The sequence below is a fragment of the Peterkaempfera griseoplana genome (assembly GCF_001418575.1).
GTDB lineage: Bacteria > Actinomycetota > Actinomycetes > Streptomycetales > Streptomycetaceae > Peterkaempfera > Peterkaempfera griseoplana.
In genome coordinates, this window is record NZ_LIQR01000294.1 from 1 (window position 1) to 22,376 (window position 22,376).

The 22,376-nt window shown below is 71.5% G+C and carries 20 protein-coding genes and 1 pseudogene; 11 read left to right on the forward strand and 10 right to left on the reverse strand.

All coding sequences use genetic code 11. The annotated features are described in order from the left end of the window. Nucleotides 1-660, forward strand: a pseudogene (locus tag AOK09_RS21620) (hypothetical protein); the annotation flags it as partial. A gap of 104 nt (nt 661-764) precedes the next feature. Here AOK09_RS21620 and AOK09_RS21625 read toward each other — a convergent pair. From AOK09_RS21625 to AOK09_RS21650, 6 genes are all read right to left on the reverse strand, one after another. Continuing rightward, on the reverse strand, nt 765-1,547 hold the full coding sequence (locus AOK09_RS21625) for a succinate dehydrogenase iron-sulfur subunit (RefSeq protein WP_055588880.1): 783 nt from the start codon (nt 1,545-1,547) through the stop codon (nt 765-767). After that, nucleotides 1,547-3,289: a succinate dehydrogenase flavoprotein subunit gene (gene sdhA / locus AOK09_RS21630; protein ID WP_055588881.1), complete on the reverse strand. Its 1,743-nt coding sequence runs from the start codon at nt 3,287-3,289 to the stop codon at nt 1,547-1,549. Before sdhA ends, AOK09_RS21625 begins: the two co-directional genes overlap by 1 nt. A gap of 31 nt (nt 3,290-3,320) precedes the next feature. Continuing rightward, entirely contained in the window at nt 3,321-3,806 is a 486-nt protein-coding gene (locus tag AOK09_RS21635; RefSeq protein WP_055588882.1) for a succinate dehydrogenase hydrophobic membrane anchor subunit, read from the reverse strand. 6 nt (nt 3,807-3,812) lie between these two features. After that, on the reverse strand, nt 3,813-4,193 hold the full coding sequence (gene sdhC, locus AOK09_RS21640; protein ID WP_079063292.1) for a succinate dehydrogenase, cytochrome b556 subunit: 381 nt from the start codon (nt 4,191-4,193) through the stop codon (nt 3,813-3,815). Between the two features lie 224 nt (nt 4,194-4,417). Beyond that, nucleotides 4,418-4,996: a 2-oxo-4-hydroxy-4-carboxy-5-ureidoimidazoline decarboxylase gene (locus tag AOK09_RS21645; protein ID WP_079063293.1), complete on the reverse strand. Its 579-nt coding sequence runs from the start codon at nt 4,994-4,996 to the stop codon at nt 4,418-4,420. 168 nt (nt 4,997-5,164) lie between these two features. Beyond that, complete coding sequence (locus tag AOK09_RS21650; RefSeq protein WP_055588884.1) at nt 5,165-5,920, reverse strand: SDR family NAD(P)-dependent oxidoreductase; 756 nt, start codon at nt 5,918-5,920, stop codon at nt 5,165-5,167. Between the two features lie 364 nt (nt 5,921-6,284). Between AOK09_RS21650 and AOK09_RS21655 the strand changes: the two genes are divergently transcribed. The 9 genes from AOK09_RS21655 (at nt 6,285) to AOK09_RS21695 (ending at nt 18,275) form a co-directional block, all read left to right on the forward strand. Further along, complete coding sequence (locus AOK09_RS21655; RefSeq protein WP_055588885.1) at nt 6,285-7,862, forward strand: acyl-CoA mutase large subunit family protein; 1,578 nt, start codon at nt 6,285-6,287, stop codon at nt 7,860-7,862. 759 nt (nt 7,863-8,621) lie between these two features. Then, complete coding sequence (locus tag AOK09_RS21660; RefSeq protein ID WP_407675427.1) at nt 8,622-9,848, forward strand: amidohydrolase; 1,227 nt, start codon at nt 8,622-8,624, stop codon at nt 9,846-9,848. Between the two features lie 190 nt (nt 9,849-10,038). Further along, nucleotides 10,039-11,124 (forward strand): BMP family lipoprotein, encoded by a 1,086-nt coding sequence (locus AOK09_RS21665; RefSeq protein WP_055588886.1) that lies wholly within the window; start codon nt 10,039-10,041, stop codon nt 11,122-11,124. 191 nt (nt 11,125-11,315) lie between these two features. Further along, complete coding sequence (locus AOK09_RS21670; protein ID WP_055588887.1) at nt 11,316-12,944, forward strand: ABC transporter ATP-binding protein; 1,629 nt, start codon at nt 11,316-11,318, stop codon at nt 12,942-12,944. Between the two features lie 5 nt (nt 12,945-12,949). Next, a complete protein-coding gene (locus tag AOK09_RS21675) occupies nt 12,950-14,071 on the forward strand; it encodes an ABC transporter permease (protein ID WP_055588888.1) in 1,122 nt (373 codons plus the stop codon). Beyond that, nucleotides 14,068-15,363: an ABC transporter permease gene (locus tag AOK09_RS21680; protein WP_079063295.1), complete on the forward strand. Its 1,296-nt coding sequence runs from the start codon at nt 14,068-14,070 to the stop codon at nt 15,361-15,363. Before AOK09_RS21675 ends, AOK09_RS21680 begins: the two co-directional genes overlap by 4 nt. Further along, the gene (locus AOK09_RS21685; RefSeq protein ID WP_055588889.1) at nt 15,360-15,761 is read left to right on the forward strand and encodes a cytidine deaminase; all 402 of its coding nucleotides are present in this window, start codon (nt 15,360-15,362) and stop codon (nt 15,759-15,761) included. Before AOK09_RS21680 ends, AOK09_RS21685 begins: the two co-directional genes overlap by 4 nt. 180 nt (nt 15,762-15,941) lie before the next feature. Next, nucleotides 15,942-17,219, forward strand: coding sequence for a thymidine phosphorylase (locus AOK09_RS21690; protein WP_055588890.1), 1,278 nt, complete (start codon nt 15,942-15,944; stop codon nt 17,217-17,219). Nucleotides 17,220-17,384: 165 nt separating this feature from the next. Further along, nucleotides 17,385-18,275, forward strand: a complete 891-nt coding sequence (locus AOK09_RS21695) for an oxidoreductase (RefSeq protein ID WP_055588891.1) — start codon at nt 17,385-17,387, stop codon at nt 18,273-18,275. Nucleotides 18,276-18,290: 15 nt separating this feature from the next. Here AOK09_RS21695 and AOK09_RS21700 read toward each other — a convergent pair whose 3' ends face one another. Then, nucleotides 18,291-18,860, reverse strand: coding sequence for a TetR/AcrR family transcriptional regulator (locus tag AOK09_RS21700; protein WP_055588892.1), 570 nt, complete (start codon nt 18,858-18,860; stop codon nt 18,291-18,293). Between the two features lie 91 nt (nt 18,861-18,951). Between AOK09_RS21700 and AOK09_RS21705 the strand changes: the two genes are divergently transcribed. Then, nucleotides 18,952-19,653 carry an SDR family oxidoreductase gene (locus AOK09_RS21705; protein ID WP_055588893.1) on the forward strand — a complete coding sequence of 234 codons (702 nt, stop codon included), beginning with the start codon at nt 18,952-18,954 and terminating at the stop codon, nt 19,651-19,653. 57 nt (nt 19,654-19,710) lie between these two features. Here AOK09_RS21705 and AOK09_RS21710 read toward each other — a convergent pair whose 3' ends face one another. From AOK09_RS21710 to AOK09_RS21720, 3 genes are all read right to left on the reverse strand, one after another. Then, nucleotides 19,711-20,820, reverse strand: a complete 1,110-nt coding sequence (locus AOK09_RS21710; RefSeq protein ID WP_055588894.1) for a winged helix DNA-binding domain-containing protein — start codon at nt 20,818-20,820, stop codon at nt 19,711-19,713. A gap of 132 nt (nt 20,821-20,952) precedes the next feature. Then, complete coding sequence (locus AOK09_RS21715; protein WP_055588895.1) at nt 20,953-21,798, reverse strand: NAD(P)H-binding protein; 846 nt, start codon at nt 21,796-21,798, stop codon at nt 20,953-20,955. A 174-nt stretch (nt 21,799-21,972) separates the two neighbouring features. Continuing rightward, a partial coding sequence (locus AOK09_RS21720) for a cellulose binding domain-containing protein (RefSeq protein ID WP_175609330.1) occupies nt 21,973-22,376 on the reverse strand: 404 nt, incomplete at its 5' end.

Sequence of the window (22,376 nt, forward strand, 5' to 3'; positions counted from 1 at the left end):
GCCCTGCCCTGGCTGCTGCTGCCGCCGGCGCTGCTGATGACCGCCTCGCTGTCCACGCCGCTCTACTACGACCGCTATGTGCTCTACAGCGTCTCCGGCCTGGCGCTGCTGGCCGCCGCGGGGCTGGACTCGGTGGTCCGGGGCGTCGGCCGGCTGCTGGCCGGAGTGCCGCGGGCGCGGGGCGTGGCCGCGCTGACGGCGGTGGCCTCGGTGCTGGGTGTGGCGCTGGCCGGTGGGGTGCTGTCGCTGGAGATGCGCTCCCAGCGCTTCGAGCGCACCTCCATGGCCCGCGCCGACGACCTGCGCGCGGCCGCCGAGGCCTTCCAGCTCAGTGCGCGGCCCGGCGACGCGGTGGTGTTCTCCCCCGGCAACCGGCGGGCGATGGAGAACATCTACCCCGAGGCCTTCCGGGGCACGGTGGACGTACTGATGGCACGCACCGCGGTGCAGTCGGCGAGCCTCTCCGGCGAGGATGTGCCCGAGTCGCAGATCGAGGGCCTGCTGCCCGCCTACGCCCGGGTGTGGGTGGTCGCCGCCCGGGGCCGCTACGCCACCTTCGGCAACGCCACCGAACTGCTGAGCGTGCTCCACACGCACTACCGGCTGGCGGAGCAGACCGGTGTCCGGGGATTCGCGATACAGCTCTGGATACACCGCTGATTCAGGGCGGGAGATGCCGTCCCGGGCGGGGAGTGCCGACCGGGAAGGCGGAAGGGGCGGGGTCCGGAAGACCGGACCCCGCCCCTTCGCCGCTGCCGGGAGCGTCAGAAGCGCCGCGTGACGAGCGCGCGCTTGACCTCCTGGATCGCCTTGGTCACCTCGATGCCGCGGGGGCAGGCCTCGGTGCAGTTGAAGGTGGTGCGGCAGCGCCACACGCCCTCGCGGTCGTTGAGGATCTCCAGCCGCTGCTCGGCGCCCTCGTCACGGGAGTCGAAGATGAAGCGGTGGGCGTTGACGATCGCCGCCGGGCCGAAGTACTGGCCGTCGTTCCAGAAGACCGGGCAGGACGACGTGCACGCGGCGCACAGGATGCACTTGGTGGTGTCGTCGAACCGCTCGCGGTCCGCCTGGGACTGCAGGCGCTCACGGGTCGGCTCGTTCCCGCTGGTGATCAGGAACGGCATGACGTCCTTGAACGCCTGGAAGAACGGGTCCATGTCCACGATCAGGTCCTTGAGGACCGTGAGGCCCTTGATGGCCTCGACCGTGATGGGCTTCTCCGGGTTGACGTCCTTGATGAGCGTCTTGCAGGCCAGCCGGTTGCGGCCGTTGATCCGCATGGCGTCGGAGCCGCAGATGCCGTGGGCGCAGGAACGGCGGAAGGACAGCGTGCCGTCCTGCTCCCACTTGACCTTGTGGAGGGCGTCCAGGACGCGCTCCTTGGGGTCGGCCATCAGCTCGTAGTCCACCCACACCGGCTCCGGGTGCTCCTCCGGGTTGAACCGGCGGATGCGCAGGGTGATCTTGATCAGGGCGGAGGCCCCGGTCTCGGCGGCGTCGAGGGCGGCCGAGTGGGGCGCGGCGTCCTGCACGGTGGGGGTGCTCATCAGTACTTACGCTCCATCGGCTGGTAGCGGGTCTGCACGACCGGCTTGTAGTCCAGGCGGATCGATGCCTTCCCGTCCGCGTCGACCTCGCGGTACGCCATGGTGTGGCGCATGAAGTTGACGTCGTCGCGGTTGGGGTAGTCCTCGCGGTAGTGACCGCCGCGGGACTCGTTGCGGGCCAGCGCGGAGACGGCCAGCACCTCGGCCAGGTCGAGCAGGTTGCCCAGCTCGACGGCCTCCAGCAGGTCGGTGTTGAACCGCTTGCCCTTGTCCTGGACGGAGACGTTGCGGAAACGCTCCTTGAGCGCGGCGATGTCGGCGACCGCCTGCTTCAGGGTGGTCTCGGTGCGGTAGACCATGGCGTTGGTGTCCATGGACTCCTGCAGCTCCTTGCGGATCTGCGCGACCGACTCGTTGCCCTCGCCGTTGCGCAGGCCCTCCAGGAGCGCCTCCACCTGGGCGGCGGGGTTCTCCGGCAGCTCCACCCACTCGTTGGCCTGGGCGTAGTCGGCGGCGGCGATGCCCGCCCGGCGGCCGAAGACGTTGATGTCCAGCAGCGAGTTGGTGCCGAGGCGGTTGGCGCCGTGCACCGAGACGCAGGCGACCTCGCCGGCGGCGTAGAGGCCGGGCACCACGTCGGTGTTGTTGCGCAGCACCTCGCCCTCGACGTTGGTCGGGATGCCGCCCATCTCGTAGTGCGCGGTGGGCTGGATCGGGATCGGGTCCGTGTAGGGCTCGATGCCGAGGTAGGTCCGCGCGAACTCGGTGATGTCCGGCAGCTTGGCGTCCAGCTGCTCCGGCGGCAGGTGGGTGAGGTCCAGGTAGACGTGGTCGCCGTCGGGGCCGCAGCCGCGGCCCTCGCGGATCTCGGTGTAGATCGCGCGGGAGACCATGTCACGCGGGGCGAGGTCCTTGATGGTCGGCGCGTAGCGCTCCATGAAGCGCTCGCCGTCCTTGTTGCGCAGGATGCCGCCCTCACCGCGGGCGCCCTCGGTGAGCAGGATGCCCATCCGCCAGATGCCGGTCGGGTGGAACTGGAAGAACTCCATGTCCTCCAGCGGCAGCCCGCGGCGGTAGACCGCGGCCTGGCCGTCACCGGTGAGGGTGTGGGCGTTGGAGGTGACCTTGAAGAACTTGCCGTTGCCGCCGGAGGCGAAGACGACGCTCTTGGCCTGGAAGACGTGGATCTCGCCGGTGGCCAGCTCATAGGCGACCACACCGGCGGTGCGGCCCTCGTTGAGCAGCAGGTCCAGGACGTAGAACTCGTTGAAGAACTCCACGCCGTGCTTGACGCAGTTCTGGAACAGCGTCTGCAGGATCATGTGGCCGGTGCGGTCCGCGGCGTAGCAGGAGCGGCGCACCGCGGCCTCGCCGTGGTTGCGGGTGTGGCCGCCGAAGCGGCGCTGGTCGATGCGGCCCTCGGGGGTCCGGGAGAAGGGCAGGCCCATCTTCTCCAGGTCGAGGACGGCGTCGATGGCCTCCTTGCACATGATCTCGGCGGCGTCCTGGTCGACCAGGTAGTCGCCACCCTTGACCGTGTCGAAGGTGTGCCACTCCCAGTTGTCCTCCTCGACGTTGGCGAGGGCGGCGCACATGCCGCCCTGGGCCGCGCCGGTGTGGGACCGGGTGGGGTAGAGCTTGGTCAGCACGGCGGTGCGGCTGCGCTGCGTCGACTCGATGGCGGCGCGCATGCCGGCGCCGCCCGCGCCGACGATGACGGTGTCGTACTTGTGGATCTGCATGGGGGTCTCGTTCGCCTCGTCTGCTGCCGCTTTAGATGTTCGGGTCGAAGGTGAAGATCACCAGCGTGCCGAGCAGCACAATGAAGACGGTGGCCGTGACCAGCAGCGTCTTCAGCCAGAAGCGGGTGGTGTCCCGCTCCGCGTAGTCGTTGATGACGGTACGCATGCCGTTGGCGCCGTGGAGCATGGCCAGCCAGAGCATCAGCAGGTCCCAGCCCTGCCAGAACGGCGAGGCCCAGCGGCCGGCCACGAAGGCGAAGCTGATCTTGGACACGCCGCCGTCGATGATCAACTGGATCACCAGGTGGCCGAGGACCAGCACGACCAGCACGACACCCGAGAGGCGCATGAAGAGCCATGCCCACATCTCGAAGTTGCCGCGGGTGACGCGGGGGGTCTTCGTGCTCCGGGTCCGCGGGGGCTCGATCACATAGCCGTTGTCGGCGGTCAGGCCCCTGGCGGTGTGCGGCTGGGAGGAGGAGACGAGCTCCACCGGGGAGGTCTCAGCAGTGGACATCGCGGATCACTTCCCGAACAGGGTCGTCAGGGTGTGCTGGAGCACCGGGTAGAAGGCCCCGGCCATCAGCACCACCCAGATGCCGACAACACTCCACAGCATCTGCCGCTGGTAGCGGGTGCCCTTGGACCAGAAGTCCACGGCGATGACCCGCAGGCCGTTCAGCGCGTGGAACAGGATGGCGGCGACCAGGCCGTACTCCATCAGATTCACGATGGGGTTCTTGTAGGTCGCGATGACACTGTCGTACGCCTCCGGGGAGACGCGGACGAGCGCTGTGTCGAGAACGTGGGCGAACAGGAAGAAGAAGATGAGTACGCCGGTGACTCGATGAGCCACCCACGACCACATGCCTTCCCGGCCGCGGTACAGCGTTCCAGCCGGCACGGAAAACCCTCCGGAAGCGGGATCGGGGCTCGGCCGGCTTCGGTGTCGGTCAGCCCGGCCGGGTACGGTCCACCGGCCGTGGCCATCGTAGCGACGCTCCGGGGGCCTGGCCCGGCCGGGGTCCCGCTGTGTGATCAAACAGGCACGTGCGGGCTAACCGGACCGGCGCGCCGGCCCCCGGTCCGTGCCCTCCCGCTCGACGGACGCGCCCCCCGGCGCCGGACTCAGGCCGGGGCGCCCGCCCCGCTGTGGGAGGCCACCAGGTGCTCCAATCGGCCTATCGCGATCCGGCGCAGCTCGTCCGACGCGACCAGGCGCTCCTCGTCGGGGTCGCCGGCCAGCCGCGCCCTGATGGAGGCCAGCACGGTGTCCAGCATCTCCTCGGGCGGGCAGCCCTCCAGGCAGACCACGAAGACATGGCCGAAGCGGGCCTCGTACGCGGCGTGGGCGGCGCGCAGCGCGGTGTGCGCGGCGTGGCTGCCCGGCGCGCGCATGCCGAGCAGCGACTGCGGCATCCAGCTCTCGTCGGCGAGCGCCTCGGCCAGGTCGGCGGGCCGCAGGTCGTACGAGGCCTCACTGGCGGCCGCCAGCAGCGAGGCCACATCGGGGTAGGGGCGGTGGGCAGCCAGGCGCAGGGCCCATCTGCGGGAACCGCAGCAGGCCAGGAGCGCCTCCTCGGCGGCGCCGTGGGCGGCTTCGTTGAACCGGCGCAGGCCGACGGGCACCTGGGCCGACAGCCGTTGCACCGGAATGTCGCTGGGCAGCGGGTCCTCCTCGGGAGGGCGGGAAGGTCGCCTCCCCATGGCTGCGACGGGGAGGGCGGAGGCGCTGTGAGGGTATGCCAGGACAGGGGTCGTCAACGGTCCTCGCATCGGCGCGCAAGAACCCCGGGACAAAGGTAGACCGCGGCCCGGACAAGCGGACCGCGGAACCACGAATTCACCCGATCCGGGTATCAAGTCGAGACGTCTTCACCTTTCCGGGGTGCGTTCCCGATGCACCTTGTGCTGTGCCGCCTGCGCCCGGGGCCGGACCACCAGCAGATCGACGTTGACATGCGGCGGCCGGGTGACCGCCCACACCACCGTGTCCGCCACGTCCTCCGCGGTGAGCGGCTCGGCCACGCCCTCGTACACCGCCGCGGCCTTCTGCTCGTCCCCACGGAACCGGGTGACCGCGAAGCCCTCGGTGCGGACCATCCCCGGGGCGATCTCGATCACCCGCAGCGGTTCCCCGCACAGCTCCAGACGCAGCGTCGCGGCGATCGCGTGCGCGCCGTGCTTGGCGGCCACATAGCCGCCGCCGCCCTCGTACGCGGTGAAGCCGGCGGTGGAGGAGAGCACCAGCACCGTGCCGTCGCCGCTCGCCCGCAGCGCGGGCAGCAGCGCCTGGGTGACGTGCAGCACCCCCAGGACGTTCACCTGGTACATCGCCAGCCAGTCGGCCGGGTCCGCGCTCTCCACCGACTCGGCGCCGATCGCCCCGCCGGCGTTGTTCACCAGGACGTCCACCCGGTCCAGCGACGCCGCGAAGGCGTCCACCGCCGCCCGGTCGGTGACATCCAGCGGACAGGCGGTGCCGCCGATCTCCTTGGCCAGCGCCTCGATCCGGTCCGCCCGCCGCGCCGCCAGCACCACCCGGTAGCCGGCCGCGGCCAGGCCCCGGGCGGTGGCCGCGCCGATGCCGCTGCTGGCCCCGGTGACCACCGCCACCTTCTGCTCGCTCATCGCTGTCCCCTCTGTCGCTCCGTCCCCCTGATCATCCCAGCCGCCGTCCGTCCGGGACGGCGGGGAGCCTGCCGCCCCGCCGCGAGCGCCACCACCACCCGGAGGCGCCGCCGCAGGGCGCCGGCGGACGTCCGCAACGCGGAGGCGCGCGGAGGCGCGCGGGGGCCCTCGGGAGGGCCGCCGGGCAGGCCGGGAGGGCCGCACCGGTCACGCTCCGCGTACCCGTCCCCCGGTGTGAGCAAGCTCCCAGGGGATGCGTCTGTCGGGCCGTGCGGGGCACGATTACAGTGCGTGGCGCCGCACGAGCGGAGATCGGACATGCGGGCCCGACTCCGACTCCCCCCTCACCCTCAGCGGAGGAACCATGGCACTCTCGGAGTCCGGTCTGCCCATCGAGCCCCTGTACGGCCCGGAGGCACTGGAGGGCTGGGACCCGGACGCCAGACTGGGCCGCCCTGGGCAGTACCCCTTCACCCGCGGTGTCTACCCCTCCATGTACACCGGCCGCCCCTGGACGATGCGGCAGTACGCCGGGTTCGGCACCGCCGCCGAGTCCAACGCCCGCTACAAGCAGCTGATCGCCAACGGCACCATGGGCCTGTCCGTCGCCTTCGACCTGCCGACCCAGATGGGTTACGACTCCGACGCCCCCATCGCCCACGGCGAGGTCGGCAAGGTGGGCGTGGCCGTGGACTCGGTCGAGGACATGGGGGTGCTGTTCGGCGGGATCCCGCTGGGCGAGGTCTCCACGTCCATGACCATCAACGCCCCCGGTTCGCTGCTGCTGCTGCTCTACCAGCTGGTCGGCCAGTCCCAGGGTGTCCCCTCGGACCGCCTCACCGGCACCATCCAGAACGACGTGCTCAAGGAGTACATCGCCCGCGGGACGTACATCTTCCCGCCCAAGCCGTCGCTGCGCCTCATCGCCGACGTCTTCCAGTACTGCCGGGCCGAGATCCCCAAGTGGAACACCATCTCCATCTCGGGCTACCACATGGCCGAGGCGGGTGCGAACCCCGCGCAGGAGATCGCCTTCACCCTGGCCAACGGCATCGAGTATGTCCGCACCGCGGTCGCCGCCGGCATGGACGTCGACGACTTCGCACCGCGGCTCTCCTTCTTCTTCGTCTCCCGCACCACGCTGCTGGAGGAGGTCGCCAAGTTCCGTGCCGCGCGCCGGATCTGGGCCCGGGTGATGCGTGAGGAGTTCGGCGCGAAGAACCCCAAGTCGCTGATGCTGCGCTTCCACACCCAGACCGCCGGGGTGCAGCTCACCGCGCAGCAGCCGGAGGTCAACCTGGTCCGGGTGTCGGTGCAGGCGCTGGCGGCCGTGCTGGGCGGTACCCAGTCACTGCACACCAACTCCTTCGACGAGGCCATCGCGCTGCCCACCGAGAAGTCGGCCCGCCTCGCGCTGCGCACCCAGCAGGTCATCGCCTACGAGACGGACGTCACCCACACCGTGGACCCGTTCGCGGGCTCCTACGTGGTGGAGTCCATGACCGACGACGTCGAGGCGGCGGCGGTGGAGCTGATGGCCAAGGTGGAGGACATGGGCGGGGCGGTGGCGGCCATCGAGCGCGGCTACCAGAAGTCCGAGATCGAGCGCAGCGCCTACCGCATCCAGCAGGAGACCGACGCGGGCGACCGCACCGTGGTCGGGGTCAACCGCTTCCAGCTGGACGAGGAGGAGCCCTACGAACCGCTGCGGGTCGACCCGGCGATCGAGGCCCAGCAGTGCGAGCGGCTCGCCAAGCTCCGGGCCGACCGGGACTCCTCCGCGGTGGACCGTTCCCTCACCGCGCTGCGGCACGCCGCCGAGGGCAAGGAGAACGTCCTCTACCCGATGAAGGAGGCGCTGGCCGCCCGCGCCACCGTCGGCGAGGTGTGCAACGCGCTGCGGGACGTCTGGGGCACCTACGTCCCCGTCGACAGCTTCTGACGAGACGTCAGCAGGCAGGCGCAGGCCGGGGCCCGGAGGTGGACGACTCCGGGCCCCGGCTGTGTTCAGCGCCTCAGGGGTGGGACCGCGGACCGTCGGCGGTGGGGGAGCCGGCGCCGGTCGCGGTGTCGTGGCGCCGGAGTGGGCGGAGCGCAGGTCGCCCGTGCTGGTCCCGCGGCCGTGGCGGCCGAGGGCGTCGGGGGTGCCCGGCGCGGTGCCGCCCACGCCCGTCACCCACGGCGAGGAGAGGCGGCCACTCGGTCCGCGCCCGCGCCGCGGTGGGGTCGCGGTCGGCACCGGTGGAGGCGGCGCCCGGGGAGGAGCCGGGGTCGGGGGTCGCACGGCCCGGCTGGAACAGGTGTGCGACGGGGGCGCGGCGGCTGAGGGGTGTACGCAGCGCCGAGCGAGCCTCAAGGGGCGAGGGGGAAGCTTGCCCTGCCCTGTACCCAGCCCGTGACCCCGAGGGGGGTGCGCTCGTTGCGCAGATCATTCCGACCGGGGGAAGGTGGCGTAAACCACATGTCATACCCAAACCCCAGCTCGGCATGCGCCGGGCGAGGGAGTTCCTCCGCCTCCGGAGGCGGTAATTCCGATGATCTCCGGCTGAACAGGTCGATCGGTCGTAACCTAGTTGAGGTGAACCACCCAACGCCCGGGAGTGTCGCCTCCCCCCACGACGATCCGGCATCGGACGACCCCTCGGCGGGTCATGAACCGGCCGCGGGCCTGACCGGCGGCGATCTCCCCGGTGCCCTCGGTATCGACGGCGCCGAGCACCCCGGCGCCGACATCCTCCGGGCCAGGGCGCGAGCACACGCCGCCGAGCTGATCGCCTTCCGCCGTGATCTGCACATGAACCCCGAGCTGGGCCGTGAGGAGTTCCGGACCACCTCGCTGCTGAGGGAGCGGCTGGTCTGGGCCGGCCTCGAACCCCGGGTGCTGCCCGCCGGTACCGGCCTGATCTGCGACATCGTTCCCGAGGGCACCCCGGCGGACACTCCGCTGCTGGCCTTCCGTGCGGACATCGACGCGCTGCCGATCGACGACGCCAAGACCGAGGTCGCCTATCGCTCGACCGTGCCCGGCCGGGCCCACGCCTGCGGCCACGACGTGCACACCTCGGTGGCGCTGGGCACCGCGCTGGTGCTGGCCGAGGCTGCGGAGTCCGGGCGGCTGCGGCAGCCGGTGCGGCTGGTGTTCCAGCCGGCCGAGGAGGTCATGCCGGGCGGTGCGCTGGATGTGATCAAGGCGGGCGGGCTGGACGGCGTCGGCCGGATGTTCGCCCTGCACTGCGACCCCAAGGTCGACGTGGGCCGGATCGGCCTGCGGGTCGGTGCCATCACCTCCGCCTGCGACCGGCTGGTGCTCTCGCTGGACGGCCCCGGCGGTCACACCGCCCGCCCGCACCTCACCACCGACCTGGTCAGCGCGGTCGCCCGGATGGCCGCCGACCTTCCGGGTGCTTTCGGGCGCCGGGTCGACCCGCGCTGGGGCGTCAGCCTGGTCTGGGGCCGGATCGCGTCCGGCTCCGCGGCCAATGTCATCCCGCAGCACGCCGAGCTGGAGGGCACCGTGCGCTGCCTGGAGCTGGCCGGCTGGCGGGAGGCACCGGAGCTGCTGCACGAGCTGATCGCCCGGATCGCCGAGACCTACCGGGCCAAGTGGGAGCTCACCTACCACCGCGGTGTCCCGCCGGTGGTCAACGAGGCCGAGTCGGTCGCACAGCTGGACGCGGCCATGCACGCCCGTTTCGGGGGGCCGCGCCTCACCGTGGTGGAGGACACCGAGCAGAGCCTCGGTGGCGAGGACTTCGCCTGGTACCTGGAGAAGATCCCCGGTGCGCTGGCCCGGCTGGGCGTGCGCAGCCCGGGTGAGACGGGGGTGCGGGACCTCCACCAGGGCACCTTCGACGTGGACGAGCGAGCCATCGGTGTGGGAGTGGAATTGTTCTGCTCCCTGGCGCTGGAGCATGCCCGCACCCTGTAGTAGGAATGTCCCGGGATATGGGGAGCTGAACGGGCGTACCACTGTCCGTTACGCACTGGATGTCCTGAGTACCGCCACGGTTTGATAACAACCGTCCCCGCCGGCGGAGCCGTAACACAACCGTGTTCTACGCGCGTTACGGTGGCGTTCGATCACGCCAGACAGGTGCGTGTCGGAAGGAGAAACTCCCTTGCGCCGAGTAACTCAACTCGCCGCGGTTGTGCTCAGCGGTTCGCTGGGCATGGCCTCGCTCGCCGCCTGCGGCAGCACCTCGGACAGCGGTTCGACTGCCGGTTCCGGCAGCACCGCTTCGGCCGGCGCCGGCGGCGGCGGCCTCAAGGTCGGTATGGCCTACGACATCGGCGGCCGCGGTGACCAGTCGTTCAACGACTCCGCCGCGCGTGGCCTGGACCAGGCCAAGTCGACCCTGGGCGCCAGCGTCAAGGAGCTCTCCGCGGGCGCCAACGAGACCGACGCCGACAAGACCCAGCGCCTCAAGGACCTGGCCGGGGCCGGCTACAACCCGGTCATCGCCATCGGCTACTCCTACGCCGGCTCGCTCGCGACCGTCGCCAAGGAGTTCCCGAACACCAAGTTCGCCATCGTCGACTCCACCGTCGACGCCCCCAACGTCACCAACCTGGTCTTCACCGAGGAGCAGAGCTCCTACCTGGTGGGCGTGGCGGCGGCGCTGAAGTCCAAGTCCCACAAGATCGGGTTCATCGGCGGCGTCAACGTCCCGCTGATCAACAAGTTCGAGGCGGGCTTCACGGCGGGCGTCAAGGCCACCGACCCCAGCGCCACGGTGACCCCGCAGTACCTCTCGCAGCCGCCGGACACCAAGGGCTTCTCCTCGCCCGACCTGGGCAAGGCCGCCGCGCAGGGCATGCTGGACAAGGGCATCGACGTGGTCTACGCCGCGGCCGGCTCCTCCGGCAACGGCGCCATCGAGGCCGTCGCCGGCAAGAGCGGCGCCTGGGCGATCGGTGTCGACTCCGACCAGTACAACCAGGACGCGCTGGCCAAGAACAAGGCCGTGATCCTGACCTCCGCCCTGAAGAACGTCGACGTGGCGGTCCTGGACTACATCAAGTCCTTCAAGGACAACTCGCTGAAGACCGGCACCGTCACCTTCGACCTGAAGAGCGGCGGCGTGGGCTACTCCAAGTCCAACCCGGCCTTCGCGAGCGACTCGGCCACCATCGCCAAGATCGAGACGGCCAAGCAGGCGATCGTCGACGGCAAGGTCACGCCGCCGACCACCGTCAAGAAGTAAGTTCCTCCGGGACACAGCCGGTCCCCGCCCCTCCGGGGCGGGGACCGCACCGACGGACCAGGGGCCCGCCGAACGCGCCGCGCGCGCGGGCGGGCCCCTGCCCGTACCAGGCAATGACGCCCACCCGCACCGTCCGAGCCCTGCCTCGTATCCGCTCGGGGCGGATGCCATAGCCCCACCAGGAGTGCGCCATCACTGCTCCGAGCGCCCACGCGGGCGAACCACCGACCGGCGCAGGGACCGAGCCGGCCGCCGTCGAACTGCGCGGCATCACCAAGCGGTTCCCCGGTGTCGTGGCCAACCACGACATCGACATCACCGTCAGCCGTGGCACCGTGCACGCACTGGTGGGGGAGAACGGGGCCGGCAAGTCGACCCTGATGAAGATCCTCTACGGGATGCAGCGCCCCGACGAGGGCACCATCACCGTCAACGGCGAGCGCGTGGAACTGCACACCCCGGCCGACGCCATCGCACGCGGCATCGGCATGGTGCACCAGCACTTCATGCTGGCGGACAACCTCACCGTGCTGGAGAACGTCGTCCTCGGCGCCGAGAGGCTGCACGGCATCGGCGGCCGGGCGCGCAACGCCATCAAGAAGATCTCCGACGCCTACGGCCTGGACGTACGCCCCGACGTGCTGGTCGAGCACCTCGGCGTCGCCGACCGGCAGCGCATCGAGATCCTCAAGGTCCTCTACCGGGGTGCCCGCACCCTGATCCTGGACGAGCCCACCGCCGTCCTGGTGCCGCAGGAGGTCGAGGCGCTCTTCGACAACCTGCGGGAGCTCAAGTCCGAGGGCCTCACCGTCATCTTCATCTCCCACAAGCTGGACGAGGTGCTCTCCGTCGCCGACGCGATCACCGTCATCCGGCGCGGCACCACCGTCGCCAGCGTGAACCCCCGCGAGGTGAACGCCCGTCAGCTCGCCGAGCTGATGGTCGGCAGCGAGCTGCCCTCCCCGGAGACCCGCGAGTCCACCGTCACCGACGTGCCGATGCTCACCGTCGACGGCCTGCGGCTCAGCGAGATCGACCCGGACGGCATCGACCGCGTGGTGCTGGACTCCATCGGCTTCACCATCCACAAGGGCGAGGTGCTGGGCATCGCCGGTGTGGAGGGCAACGGCCAGGCCGAACTGGTCGAGGCCATCATGGGCATGCGCAAGCCCGACAACGGCACCGTCACCCTGGACGGCAAGGACATCTCCCAGGCGCTCACCCGCACCCGCCGCGAGGCCGGCATCGGCTACGTCCCCGAGGACCGCCACCGCCACGCCCTGCTGCTGGAGGCGCCCCTGTGGGAGAACCGCATCCTCGGTCATGTCACCGAGCAGCCCAACAGCCGCCGCGGCATCCTCAACCCGGCCGCGGCCCGCAGGGACACCGAGCGGATCGTCGCCGAGTACGACGTGCGCACCCCCGGCATCGACGTCACCGCGGCGTCGCTCTCCGGCGGCAACCAGCAGAAGCTGATCGTCGGCCGTGAGATGAGCCACAACCCCAAGCTGCTGATCGCCGCCCATCCCACCCGAGGTGTGGACGTCGGCGCGCAGGCCCAGATCTGGGACCAGATCCGGGAGGCCCGCCGGGAGGGCCTGGCGGTGCTGCTGATCTCCGCCGACCTGGACGAGCTGATCGGCCTCTCCGACACCCTGCGGGTGATGTACCGGGGCCGGCTGGTCGCGGACGCCGACCCGTCCACCGTCACCCCGGAGGAGCTGGGCTCGGCCATGACCGGTGCCGCCCGCGGCCATCTGGAGCACCCCGCGCAGGACGCCGCCGACACCGCCGACGAGACCGACCAGGCGGGGGAGTAGTACCGATGAACAAGCTGCTGAAGAAGATCGACGGCGAGCGCCTGCTGCTGGGCCTCGCCGCCCCGGTGCTCGCCGTGGTCACCGCCCTGGTCGTGACCGCCCTGGTGCTGCTGGCCTCCGGCAAGGAGCCCTTCCAGGCGTTCAACGTGATGCTGGACTACGGCTCCAAGGCCGACAGCCAGATCTACATCCTGAACAAGGCGACCACCTACTACCTCGCGGGTATCGCGGTGGCCCTGGGCTTCCGGATGAACCTGTTCAACATCGGTGTGGACGGCCAGTACCGCATGGCGGCGTTCTTCGCCGCGGTGGTCGGCGCCCAGCTGCACCTCCCCGGTGTGCTGCACATCCTGGTGATCGTGCTGGTCGCCATGCTGGTCGGCGCCATGTGGGCCGGTATCGCCGGACTGCTGAAGGTGACCCGGGGCGTCAGCGAGGTCATCTCCACGATCATGCTCAATGCGATCGCCACCTCGGTCATCGCCTATCTGCTGAGCCCCGGCCGGCTGGCCGAACTGGACGCCTCCGGCAATGTCTCCACCAAGGTGATCCCGGACTCCGGGCACCTGTTCAACATCGCCACCAAGGGCGGCTCCCTCTACGGCTTCATCTTCGTCGCCGTCATCGTGGGCATCGCCTTCTGGTGGGGTCTCTCCCGTACCCGCTTCGGCTTCGACCTGCGCACCGCCGGCGGCTCCGACAGCGCCGCGCTGGCCAGCGGCGTCAACGTCAAGCGGATGGTGGTCACCGCGATGCTGCTCTCAGGCGCCATCGCCGGCCTGGTCGGCATGCCGGAACTGCTGAACAACTCCTACCAGTACAGCCTCAACTTCCCCACCGGCATCGGCTTCACCGGAATCTCGGTGGCCCTGCTCGGCCGCAACAACCCCATCGGTGTCGCGATCGGCGCCCTGCTCTGGGCTTTCATCGAGCGGGCCACCGGCCACCTGGAGTTCGCGGGCTACGACAAGGAGATCGCCGGCGTCGTCCAGGGCGTCATCGTCCTCGCCGTGGTCATCGCCTACGAGCTGGTGCGCCGCTACGGGCTGCGCCGCCAGCAGAGCAGGGTCGGCCGCCAGCTGGCCGCCCAGGCCGTCCCGTCCAAGAACCAGGAGGTGTCGGCGTGAGCGCCCCCAGCCCCACCAGCGGCACGGCCGCCACCGAGCCGCTGTCCGGCGGCGCCAGCTCCGTCGCCCGCCGCACCGGCAGGCGCAGCCTCTCCCCGGCGGTGATCCTGCTGATCGTGGCGGGCGCCCTGGTCGCGGTCTCCGCGGTACGCGCCGTCACCGGCGCCCAGGACGTCACCTCGCCCGGCCAGATCGCCGGCGCCCTCACCATGGCCGTGCCGATCGGCATGGCCGGACTCGGCGGCCTCTGGGCCGAGCGGGCCGGCGTGGTCAACATCGGCCTTGAGGGCATGATGATCCTCGGCACCTTCTTCGGCGCCTGGGCCGGCTGGCAGACCAACCCCTGGATCGGTGTGCTCGCCGGTGTCGCCGGCGGTGCGCTCGGCGGCCTGATCCACGCCTTCGTCACCGTCACCATCGGCGTCGACCACATCGTCTCCGGTGTGGCCATCAACATCCTGGCCCTCGGTGCCACCCAGTACCTGGCCAAGCTGTTCTTCGCCGACAAGCCGGCCGGCAGCCCCAAGCAGTCGCCGCCGATCGACTCCATCACCACGGTCTCCATCCCCGGGGTCTCCGACTGGCTGGACAGGATCGCCGCGCACCACTGGTTCCTGGTCTCCGACATCGCCGGCATCCTCGGCGGCCTCACCACCGATGTCTCGCTGCTCACCCTGGTCGCGGTGGCGCTGCTGATCGGCACCTTCTTCGTGCTCTGGAAGACCCCGTTCGGCCTGCGGCTGCGCTCCTGCGGTGAGAACCCCACCGCCGCGGAGTCGCTGGGCGTCAACGTCTACCGCTACAAGTACCTGGCCGTGATCGCCTCCGGCGGTCTGGCCGGCCTCGGCGGTGTCTTCATCGCCATGGTCCCCTCGCACATCTACAACGAGGGCCAGACCGGAGGCCGCGGCTACATCGGCCTCGCGGCGATGATCTTCGGCAACTGGCGGCCCGGCGGTCTCGCCATGGGCGCCGGACTGTTCGGCTACACCGACAGCCTCCAGCTGCGCAACGGCGGCCCCTCGGTGCACGCCCTGCTGCTCCTGCTCGCCGTGCTGCTGGTGCTGATGGCGGCCTGGCGCGGCTACAAGCGGCAGCTGGTCGCCGCCGTGGTCAGCGGGGTCTTCGCGGTGGCGCTCTTCGTCTGGTACGCCGCCACCGACACCGTGCCGATCGAGTTCGTCAGCGCCACCCCGTACGTGGCCACCCTGCTGGTCCTCTCGCTGGCCTCCCAGCGGCTGCGGATGCCCAAGGCCGACGGACTGATCTACCGCAAGGGGCAAGGAAAGTGACCGACCCTCAGGACATCGACTGGGACGCCCTGCGGGCTGCCGCCAGGGACGCCATGTCCCATGCGTACGTCCCGTACAGCAAGTTCCCGGTCGGCGCCGCCGCCCTGGTGGAGGACGGCCGCACCGTCACCGGCTGCAATGTGGAGAACGCCTCCTACGGCCTCGGCCTCTGCGCCGAATGCGGCCTGGTCTCCGCACTGCACCTCAGTGGCGGCGGCCGACTGGTCGCCTTCACCTGCTGCGACGGCGGCGGCGACCTGCTGATGCCGTGCGGCCGCTGCCGTCAGCTGCTCCACGAGCACGGCGGACCCGGGCTGCTGGTCGACCTGCCGTCCGGCATCCGTCCGATGAGCGAGGTGCTCCCGGACGCCTTCGGCCCCGAGCACCTGCAGCACTGATCGTCCGCCTCACCGGTCAACCGCCGCACCGAGCAGCAGCCGCACCGATCAACCGCCGCAGAGAGCACCCTGCGGCACTGAACCATCCGAACGCACGCGAAGAGTGTCGTGCCCGGCCCGAGCCTCCCCGCCGCCGCCGTGGCGCGACACTCTTCGTGTTTCCTCACAGCAAGGGACCCCATGGACGCCATCACCGTCATCAGGACCAAGCGCGACCGCGGCGAACTCACCGATGCGCAGATCGACTGGGTGATCGACGCCTACACCCGCGGCGACGTGGCGGACGAGCAGATGTCCGCGCTGGCCATGGCCATCCTGCTCAACGGGATGAACGCCCGTGAGATCAGCCGCTGGACCGACGCCATGATCCGGTCCGGTGAGCGGATGGACTTCTCCTCGCTGCCGCAGCCCACCGCGGACAAGCACTCCACCGGCGGTGTCGGCGACAAGATCACCCTCCCGCTGGCCCCTCTGGTCGCCGCCTGCGGCGCCGCCGTCCCGCAGCTCTCCGGCCGTGGCCTCGGCCACACCGGCGGCACCCTGGACAAGCTGGAGTCCATCCCCGGCTGGCGCGCCCTGCTGTCCAACGACGAGATGATGCGGACGCTGCGCGACTGCGGCGCCGTGGTCTGCGCGGCGGGCGACGGTCTCGCCCCCGCCGACAAGAAGCTCTACGCCCTGCGGGACGTCACCGGCACCGTCGAGGCCATCCCGCTGATCGCCAGCTCCATCATGAGCAAGAAGATCGCCGAGGGCACCGGCGCGCTGGTGCTCGACGTCAAGGTCGGCAGCGGTGCCTTCATGAAGAACCTGGACGACGCCCGTGAACTGGCCCGCACCATGGTGGGCCTCGGCAGGGCCGCCGGGGTGGAGACCCGGGCGCTGCTCACCGACATGTCCACCCCGCTCGGCCTCACCGCGGGCAATGCGCTGGAGGTCCGCGAGTCGGTGGAGGTGCTGGCCGGCGGCGGTCCCGCCGACGTCGTCGAACTCACCCTCGCCCTGGCCCGGGAGATGCTGGCCGCCGCCGGGGTCCACGGCAAGGACCCCGCCGACGCGCTGCGGGACGGGACCGCCATGGACCACTGGCGCCGCATGATCGCCGCGCAGGGCGGCGACCCCGACGCGCCCCTGCCCGTGGCCCGGGAGCAGCATGTCGTCACCGCCGCCGCATCGGGCGTCCTCACCGGTCTGGACGCCTATGCCGTGGGCGTCTGCGCCTGGCGCCTGGGCGCCGGCCGCGCACGCAAGGAGGACCCGGTGCAGGCCGGCGCGGGCGTGGAGATCCACGCCAAGCCCGGCGCGGCCGTCACCGAGGGCCAGCCGCTGCTCACCCTGCACACCGACACCCCCGAGCGCTACGACTACGCGCTGGAGGCACTCGCCGGGGCCGTCACCGTGGCACCGGCCGGGACCCCCTTCACCCCCACCCCGATCATCCTGGACCGGATCGTCTGACACCGGGTGCTCTCCCGGGCGCCCGGCACCGTCCGGGCGCCCGGCTCATCCCGCGGGACCCTCCAGCCGCCCGGTGCCGGGCGGGATGCCGACAGGGCGGGATCTCCACGCCGCCGAGTCCTGAGGAGCGCGCCCTCTTCGGTCCGCCGGTGGCAGACTCCGGGCATGACCTCAGAAACGATCACGGCCGCGGCCGCAGGCACCTGGCAACTCGGCGACCTGACCGTCAATCGGATGGGCTTCGGGGCGATGCGGCTGACCGGTAGCGCCGCCTTCGACCTCGGCACCCCCAGTGACCGCGAGCGGTCGATCGCCGTGCTGCGGCGGGCGGTGGAGCTCGGCGTCGACCACATCGACACCGCGGCCTTCTACTTCTCCTCGCTGCGCTCCGCCAATGAGCTGATCAACCGGGCCCTGGCCCCCTATCCGGAGGACCTGGTCATCGTCACCAAGGTCGGCCCGGGCCGTGACCCGTCGGGCGGCTGGCTGCCGGCCGCCGGACCGGAGCAGTTGCGGGGCCAGGTCGAGGAGAATCTGCGCCAGCTCGGCCGGGACCACCTGGACGTGGTCAATCTGCGGGTGCAGAACAGGAACTCACTGGCCGAGCGCTTCGGGGCGCTGGCCGAGCTGCGCGACGCCGGCCTGATCCGGCATCTGGGCGTCTCCAACGTCACGCCCGAGCAGCTGGCCGAGGCCCGGGCGATCGCCCCGGTCGTCTGTGTGCAGAACCGCTTCGGCATCGGCGCGCAGCCCGAGGAGCGCGCCCTGCTGCGCGCCTGCGGGGAGCAGGGCATCGCCTTCGTGCCGTTCTTTGCGATCGCCGGGGAGGGCCGCGAGGCGGGCATGGGCGGCGAGGACCGTGAGGCGGTGCTGTCGGTGGCCCGGGCCCACGGTGCCACGCCGGCCCAGGTACGGCTGGCCTGGACGCTGCACCAGGGGGTGCATGTGCTGGCCATCCCGGGCACCGGCAATCCCGACCACCTGGCCGAGAACGTGGCTGCGGGCGCGCTGCGTCTCTCCAAGGACGAGCTGGCTCTTCTGGAGTCCGCGGCGTAGCGGGGGCGGCCGTCGTCAGCGCACCCCGGCTCCGTCCAGCAGCGCGGTGGCGGTGGCGACGGCCAGTCCGTCCAGGGGCTGGGCCTGGACCACGGCGCGGGCGCCGGCGCCGTCGAAGACGATGGTCAGCTGGCGGGCCAGGGTCTCGGGGTCACGGGCTCCGCCCTCTGCGGCCTCCAGGCGGAAGAAGGCGGTGAGCGCGTCCTTGTGGCGGCGGGCGGCCAGGCTCGCGGGGTGGGCCGGGTCCTTGACCTCCACGGCGGTGGCGACATAGGGGCAGCCCCGGAACTCGGGTGCCGCGGCCGACGCCTCCAGCTGCCCGAAGACATGGAGGATCCGCTCGCGGGGGGACCGGGTGTCGTCGCGGTCCGGCAGCAGCATCGCCTCGTACACGGGTGCCCGGCGGTCCAGGCTGGCGGCCACCACCTCGTCCTTGCTGGCGAAGAGCTGGTACATGGAGCGCTTGGAGACACCGGCGGCCCGGCAGAGCGCCTCGACGCCGATGGAGACGCCGTCGCGGTAGAAGAGGTCGGCGGCGGCGTCCAGCAGCCGCTCGCGGGAGGACGTCTTCTCTGTCGTGGTCATGGGTCCGAGGCTACCGCTTGCCCTTGCGTTTGAAAACCGATCGGTTTACCGTCGGTGGAAACCGATCAGTTTCCATGTTGAGGAGAACCCCATGACCGCGATCGCAGGCGCCACCGTCCTCGTCACCGGAGGCAGCCGAGGCCTCGGCAGGGCCTTTGTGGACGCCCTCTACGAGCGGGGCGCCAAGAAGGTCTACGCCACCGCGCGGGACCCGAGGAACATCACCCACCCCGATGCCGTGGCACTCGCCCTGGAGACCACCGACCCGGCCTCCGTGGCCGCCGCCGCCGAGCAGGCCCAGGATGTGACCGTGCTGATCAACAGCGCCGCCGGGCTGGTCGGGGCGTCCTTCCTGGACTCGCCGCAGGAGGACGTCCGCCGTGAGTTCGAGGCCAACTTCTTCGGCCCGCTGGATGTCGTGCGCGCCTTCGTCCCGGTGATCGAGCGCAACGGCGGCGGCCACATCCTCAATGTCCACTCCGTGCTCTCCTGGATCGCCGTCGCGGGCTCCTACAGCGCCACCAAGGCGGCGCTCTGGTCGGCCACCAACTCCCTGCGGCTGGACCTCGCCCCGCGCGGCATCGGCGTCACCGGGCTGCACGTCGGCTACATCGACACCGACATGGCCGCCGCCGTGGACGCCCCCAAGTCCTCGCCCCGGAGCGTCGCGGAGCAGGCGCTGGCCGGCATCGAGTCCGACGCCGACGAGGTGCTGGCCGACGAGCTCACCCGACGGGTCAAGGCGGGTCTCACGGCCGGTCCGGCCGCACTGCACGCCGGACTTTCCGGCTGAGCACCCGCAGCGGGCGCGTACCGGGCGGCCTCCGGGACGGGAGGCCGCCCGGTTCCGTCACGGCTCCGGGAGCCAGCGGACGCCGAGCGACCGGGCGCCGGACGCGGCGAAGGCGAGCAGCCGCTCGCCCTCCTCGGCCACGGCCGCGGCCTCCCGGCGGCCGAGCGGGGCGAGCGGCCGGATCTCCAGCGCCGCGGCACTCTTCTCCCGGACGAGCCGCCAGGTGGCGCCGCTGAACCCGTCGAGCAGCACCACCCCCGGCGGCACCGGTCCCTTCCGGGCCGCCGCGTACCGGGTGAAGGCCTCGGTCAGCACCCGGCTGCGGTCCGCGTGCGACAGCAGCAGATTGTCGAAGTCGTAGAGGAACCGCGGCGGCGCCGGGGTGTCCGGGTCGGGGCGCGGCGCCTCCGGCAGGTCCCACAGCTCCTCACCCTGCTCGCCCGTGAAGACGGCCAGCCGTGGCCGCAGCCGCTCGACCACCTCGCGCAGCCGGGTCAGGCCGGACCACGTCTGGATGTCTTTGACGGTGGCCGGGCCGAAGGCCGCCAGAAAGCGCAGGACCGCCGCGTCCACGGCGGGCTCGGGATCCAGCGGACGGCCGAGCCAGTGCTCGGCCGTGGCATGGCGGGGCTGCCCGCTGCTGCCCCACACCCCGCGCGGCGGCACCTGCACCAGCGGGGCCAGATTGCGCACCGCGTACGCCAGCGAGGCCGGGTTGCGGTCCGGCCACCGCTGCCCCAGCAGTGCCCCCAGCTCCCCGGGCGTGAGCGGCTGCTCGTCCAGGTGCGCACGTCCGGCCGCCACCAGCTCCGCGAGGTCCAGACCCTCGATCGGGCGCCGGTGCAGGAAGTTGGTGAACAGATCGCGGTCCAGGGCCGGCTGCACCACGGGGCGCAGCGCCAGGCAGTCCGCCGCGGTGACCAGATGGATCGTGGAGCGCATCAGGGCGGTGCGTACCAGCCGCCTGTCCAGCAGCAGGTCCGCGGCGTGTTCGGGACGGAAGCCCGCCAGCCGCGTCCACAGGCCGACGTACCAGGTGTGCGGGGTCTGTGCCTGCAGGCCCACCAGGTGCTCCAGCGCCTCGGTGACCGACAGGTCCGAGCGGTCCAGCAGCAGCTGCCGGGCCAGGGTGGCGCGGTTGAGGGCGCGACGGCTGAGCAGGGGCATCTCTCTCCTCGGACCTTCGCGGCACGGGATCCGGCACCGTGCCGGACAGCGGAGTCTCATGGTGTACCAGGGGCCCGCGCGGCGGCTCCGGGTGCGGCAGCCCGGGCCCCTGGTGCCGGGGTGGCCGCCCGGTCAGCCGGCGAAGTCGGCGGCGTGGTCGGCGGCCCACTGGGCGAAGGTGCGTGCGGGGCGGCCGGTGATCCGCTCCAGGGTGCCGCTGATCGGCGCCGGCCGGTGGACATGGGCCGCCCAGTCGGCGAGCAGCGCTTCCGCCGGGGCGTAGGGGCCCATCGCCCGCCCGGCCTCCTCCGGGGTGATCTCCTCGTACCGCAGCGGGCGCCCCAGGGCCGTGCCCAGGAGCCGGATCTGCTCGGCGTGGGTGAGCGACTCGGAGCCGGTCATGCTGAGGGTCAGGCCCTCGTGGGCGTCAGAGGTGAGGGCGGCGACGGCCACCGCCGCGAAGTCCGCCGGGTGGACCGGCGAGCCGGCGGCCGCCGCGTACGGTCCGCGCACCACGTCTCCGGCGCGCAGCTGGCCCGGTACGTCCAGCGCCCACTGGAGGGCGTTGGCCGAGGCCATCTCCAGCCGCAGGAAGGTCCAGGCGATGCCGGACTCCCTGATCGCCTGCTCCAGGTCCGCGTGGAAGGCGGCCACCTCGTTCGGCTGCGCCGCGGCCGAGTCGTCGACGGCGCCGGAGGACTGGAAGACGATGCGGCGGACCCCGGCCTCTCGTGCCGCGCTCAGGAACGCCGGGGCGAATCCCGGAACCACGGCCAGCAGGAAGACCGCGGTGACCCCCTCCAGCGCGTCGCGCATGGCGACCGGGTCGGCCAGGTCGCCGGTGACGACCTCCGCGCCCGCCGGCAGGTCGGCCCGCTCCGCGTCGCGGGTGAGCGCCCGGACCGGGTGTCCGGCCGAGAGCAGCTGCTCGACGATGGAGCGGCCCACCGGGGCGGTGGCTGCGGTGACGAGGATCATGGGGCTGCCTTTCGGTCGGATGTGGTTCCCGGCGCGTTCGGCCCCACTGTGCCGGATCATTAGGAAAGGTTGATGCCTCTTTGTCGGTCGCTGTCGGTCCCGTCGGCAGGGACCGACAGACACCGGGCCCGGACCGCGCAGTGCGGTCCGGGCCCGGTGCTGAAGGGCGCTGCGTCAGCCGTTGCTGCAGGCGGTGCCGTTCAGGGTGAACTGGGTGGGCGAGGAGTAGCTGCCCGAGTAGGTGCCCTGGAAGCCGAACGTCTGGTTGCCGCCGGCCGGGATCTGGCCGTTGGAGGACGTGTTGGTGGCCGTCACCGCACCGCTGGAGGGGGAGACGGTGGCGTTCCAGGCGTTGGTGATGGTCTGGCCGCTGGGCAGGGTGAAGCCCACCTTCCAGCCGTTGATCGCCGAGGAGCCGGTGTTGGTGACGGTCACGTTGGCGGTGAAGCCGCCGGGCCAGGAGGAGGGCGCATAGGCGACCCGGCAGCCGCCGGTGGTGCCGCCCGTGGTGCCGCCGGTGGTGGTCCCACCCGTGGTGGTGCCGCCGGTGGTGGTGCCGCCGCTGGTGGTGCTGCCGC

What these genes read in the sequence shown, in the direction of transcription:
- AOK09_RS21690 (WP_055588890.1), top strand. Translation starts at nt 15,942, where the DNA reads ATGGACGCCATCACCGTCATCAGGACCAAGCGCGACCGCGGCGAACTC.
- AOK09_RS21650 (WP_055588884.1), bottom strand. Translation starts at nt 5,920, where the DNA reads ATGAGCGAGCAGAAGGTGGCGGTGGTCACCGGGGCCAGCAGCGGCATC.
- AOK09_RS21710 (WP_055588894.1), bottom strand. Translation starts at nt 20,820, where the DNA reads ATGCCCCTGCTCAGCCGTCGCGCCCTCAACCGCGCCACCCTGGCCCGG.
- AOK09_RS21715 (WP_055588895.1), bottom strand. Translation starts at nt 21,798, where the DNA reads ATGATCCTCGTCACCGCAGCCACCGCCCCGGTGGGCCGCTCCATCGTC.
- AOK09_RS21625 (WP_055588880.1), bottom strand. Translation starts at nt 1,547, where the DNA reads ATGAGCACCCCCACCGTGCAGGACGCCGCGCCCCACTCGGCCGCCCTC.
- AOK09_RS21655 (WP_055588885.1), top strand. Translation starts at nt 6,285, where the DNA reads ATGGCACTCTCGGAGTCCGGTCTGCCCATCGAGCCCCTGTACGGCCCG.
- sdhA (WP_055588881.1), bottom strand. Translation starts at nt 3,289, where the DNA reads ATGCAGATCCACAAGTACGACACCGTCATCGTCGGCGCGGGCGGCGCC.
- AOK09_RS21705 (WP_055588893.1), top strand. Translation starts at nt 18,952, where the DNA reads ATGACCGCGATCGCAGGCGCCACCGTCCTCGTCACCGGAGGCAGCCGA.
- AOK09_RS21700 (WP_055588892.1), bottom strand. Translation starts at nt 18,860, where the DNA reads ATGACCACGACAGAGAAGACGTCCTCCCGCGAGCGGCTGCTGGACGCC.
- AOK09_RS21635 (WP_055588882.1), bottom strand. Translation starts at nt 3,806, where the DNA reads ATGTCCACTGCTGAGACCTCCCCGGTGGAGCTCGTCTCCTCCTCCCAG.
- AOK09_RS21645 (WP_079063293.1), bottom strand. Translation starts at nt 4,996, where the DNA reads ATGGGGAGGCGACCTTCCCGCCCTCCCGAGGAGGACCCGCTGCCCAGC.
- AOK09_RS21675 (WP_055588888.1), top strand. Translation starts at nt 12,950, where the DNA reads ATGAACAAGCTGCTGAAGAAGATCGACGGCGAGCGCCTGCTGCTGGGC.
- AOK09_RS21695 (WP_055588891.1), top strand. Translation starts at nt 17,385, where the DNA reads ATGACCTCAGAAACGATCACGGCCGCGGCCGCAGGCACCTGGCAACTC.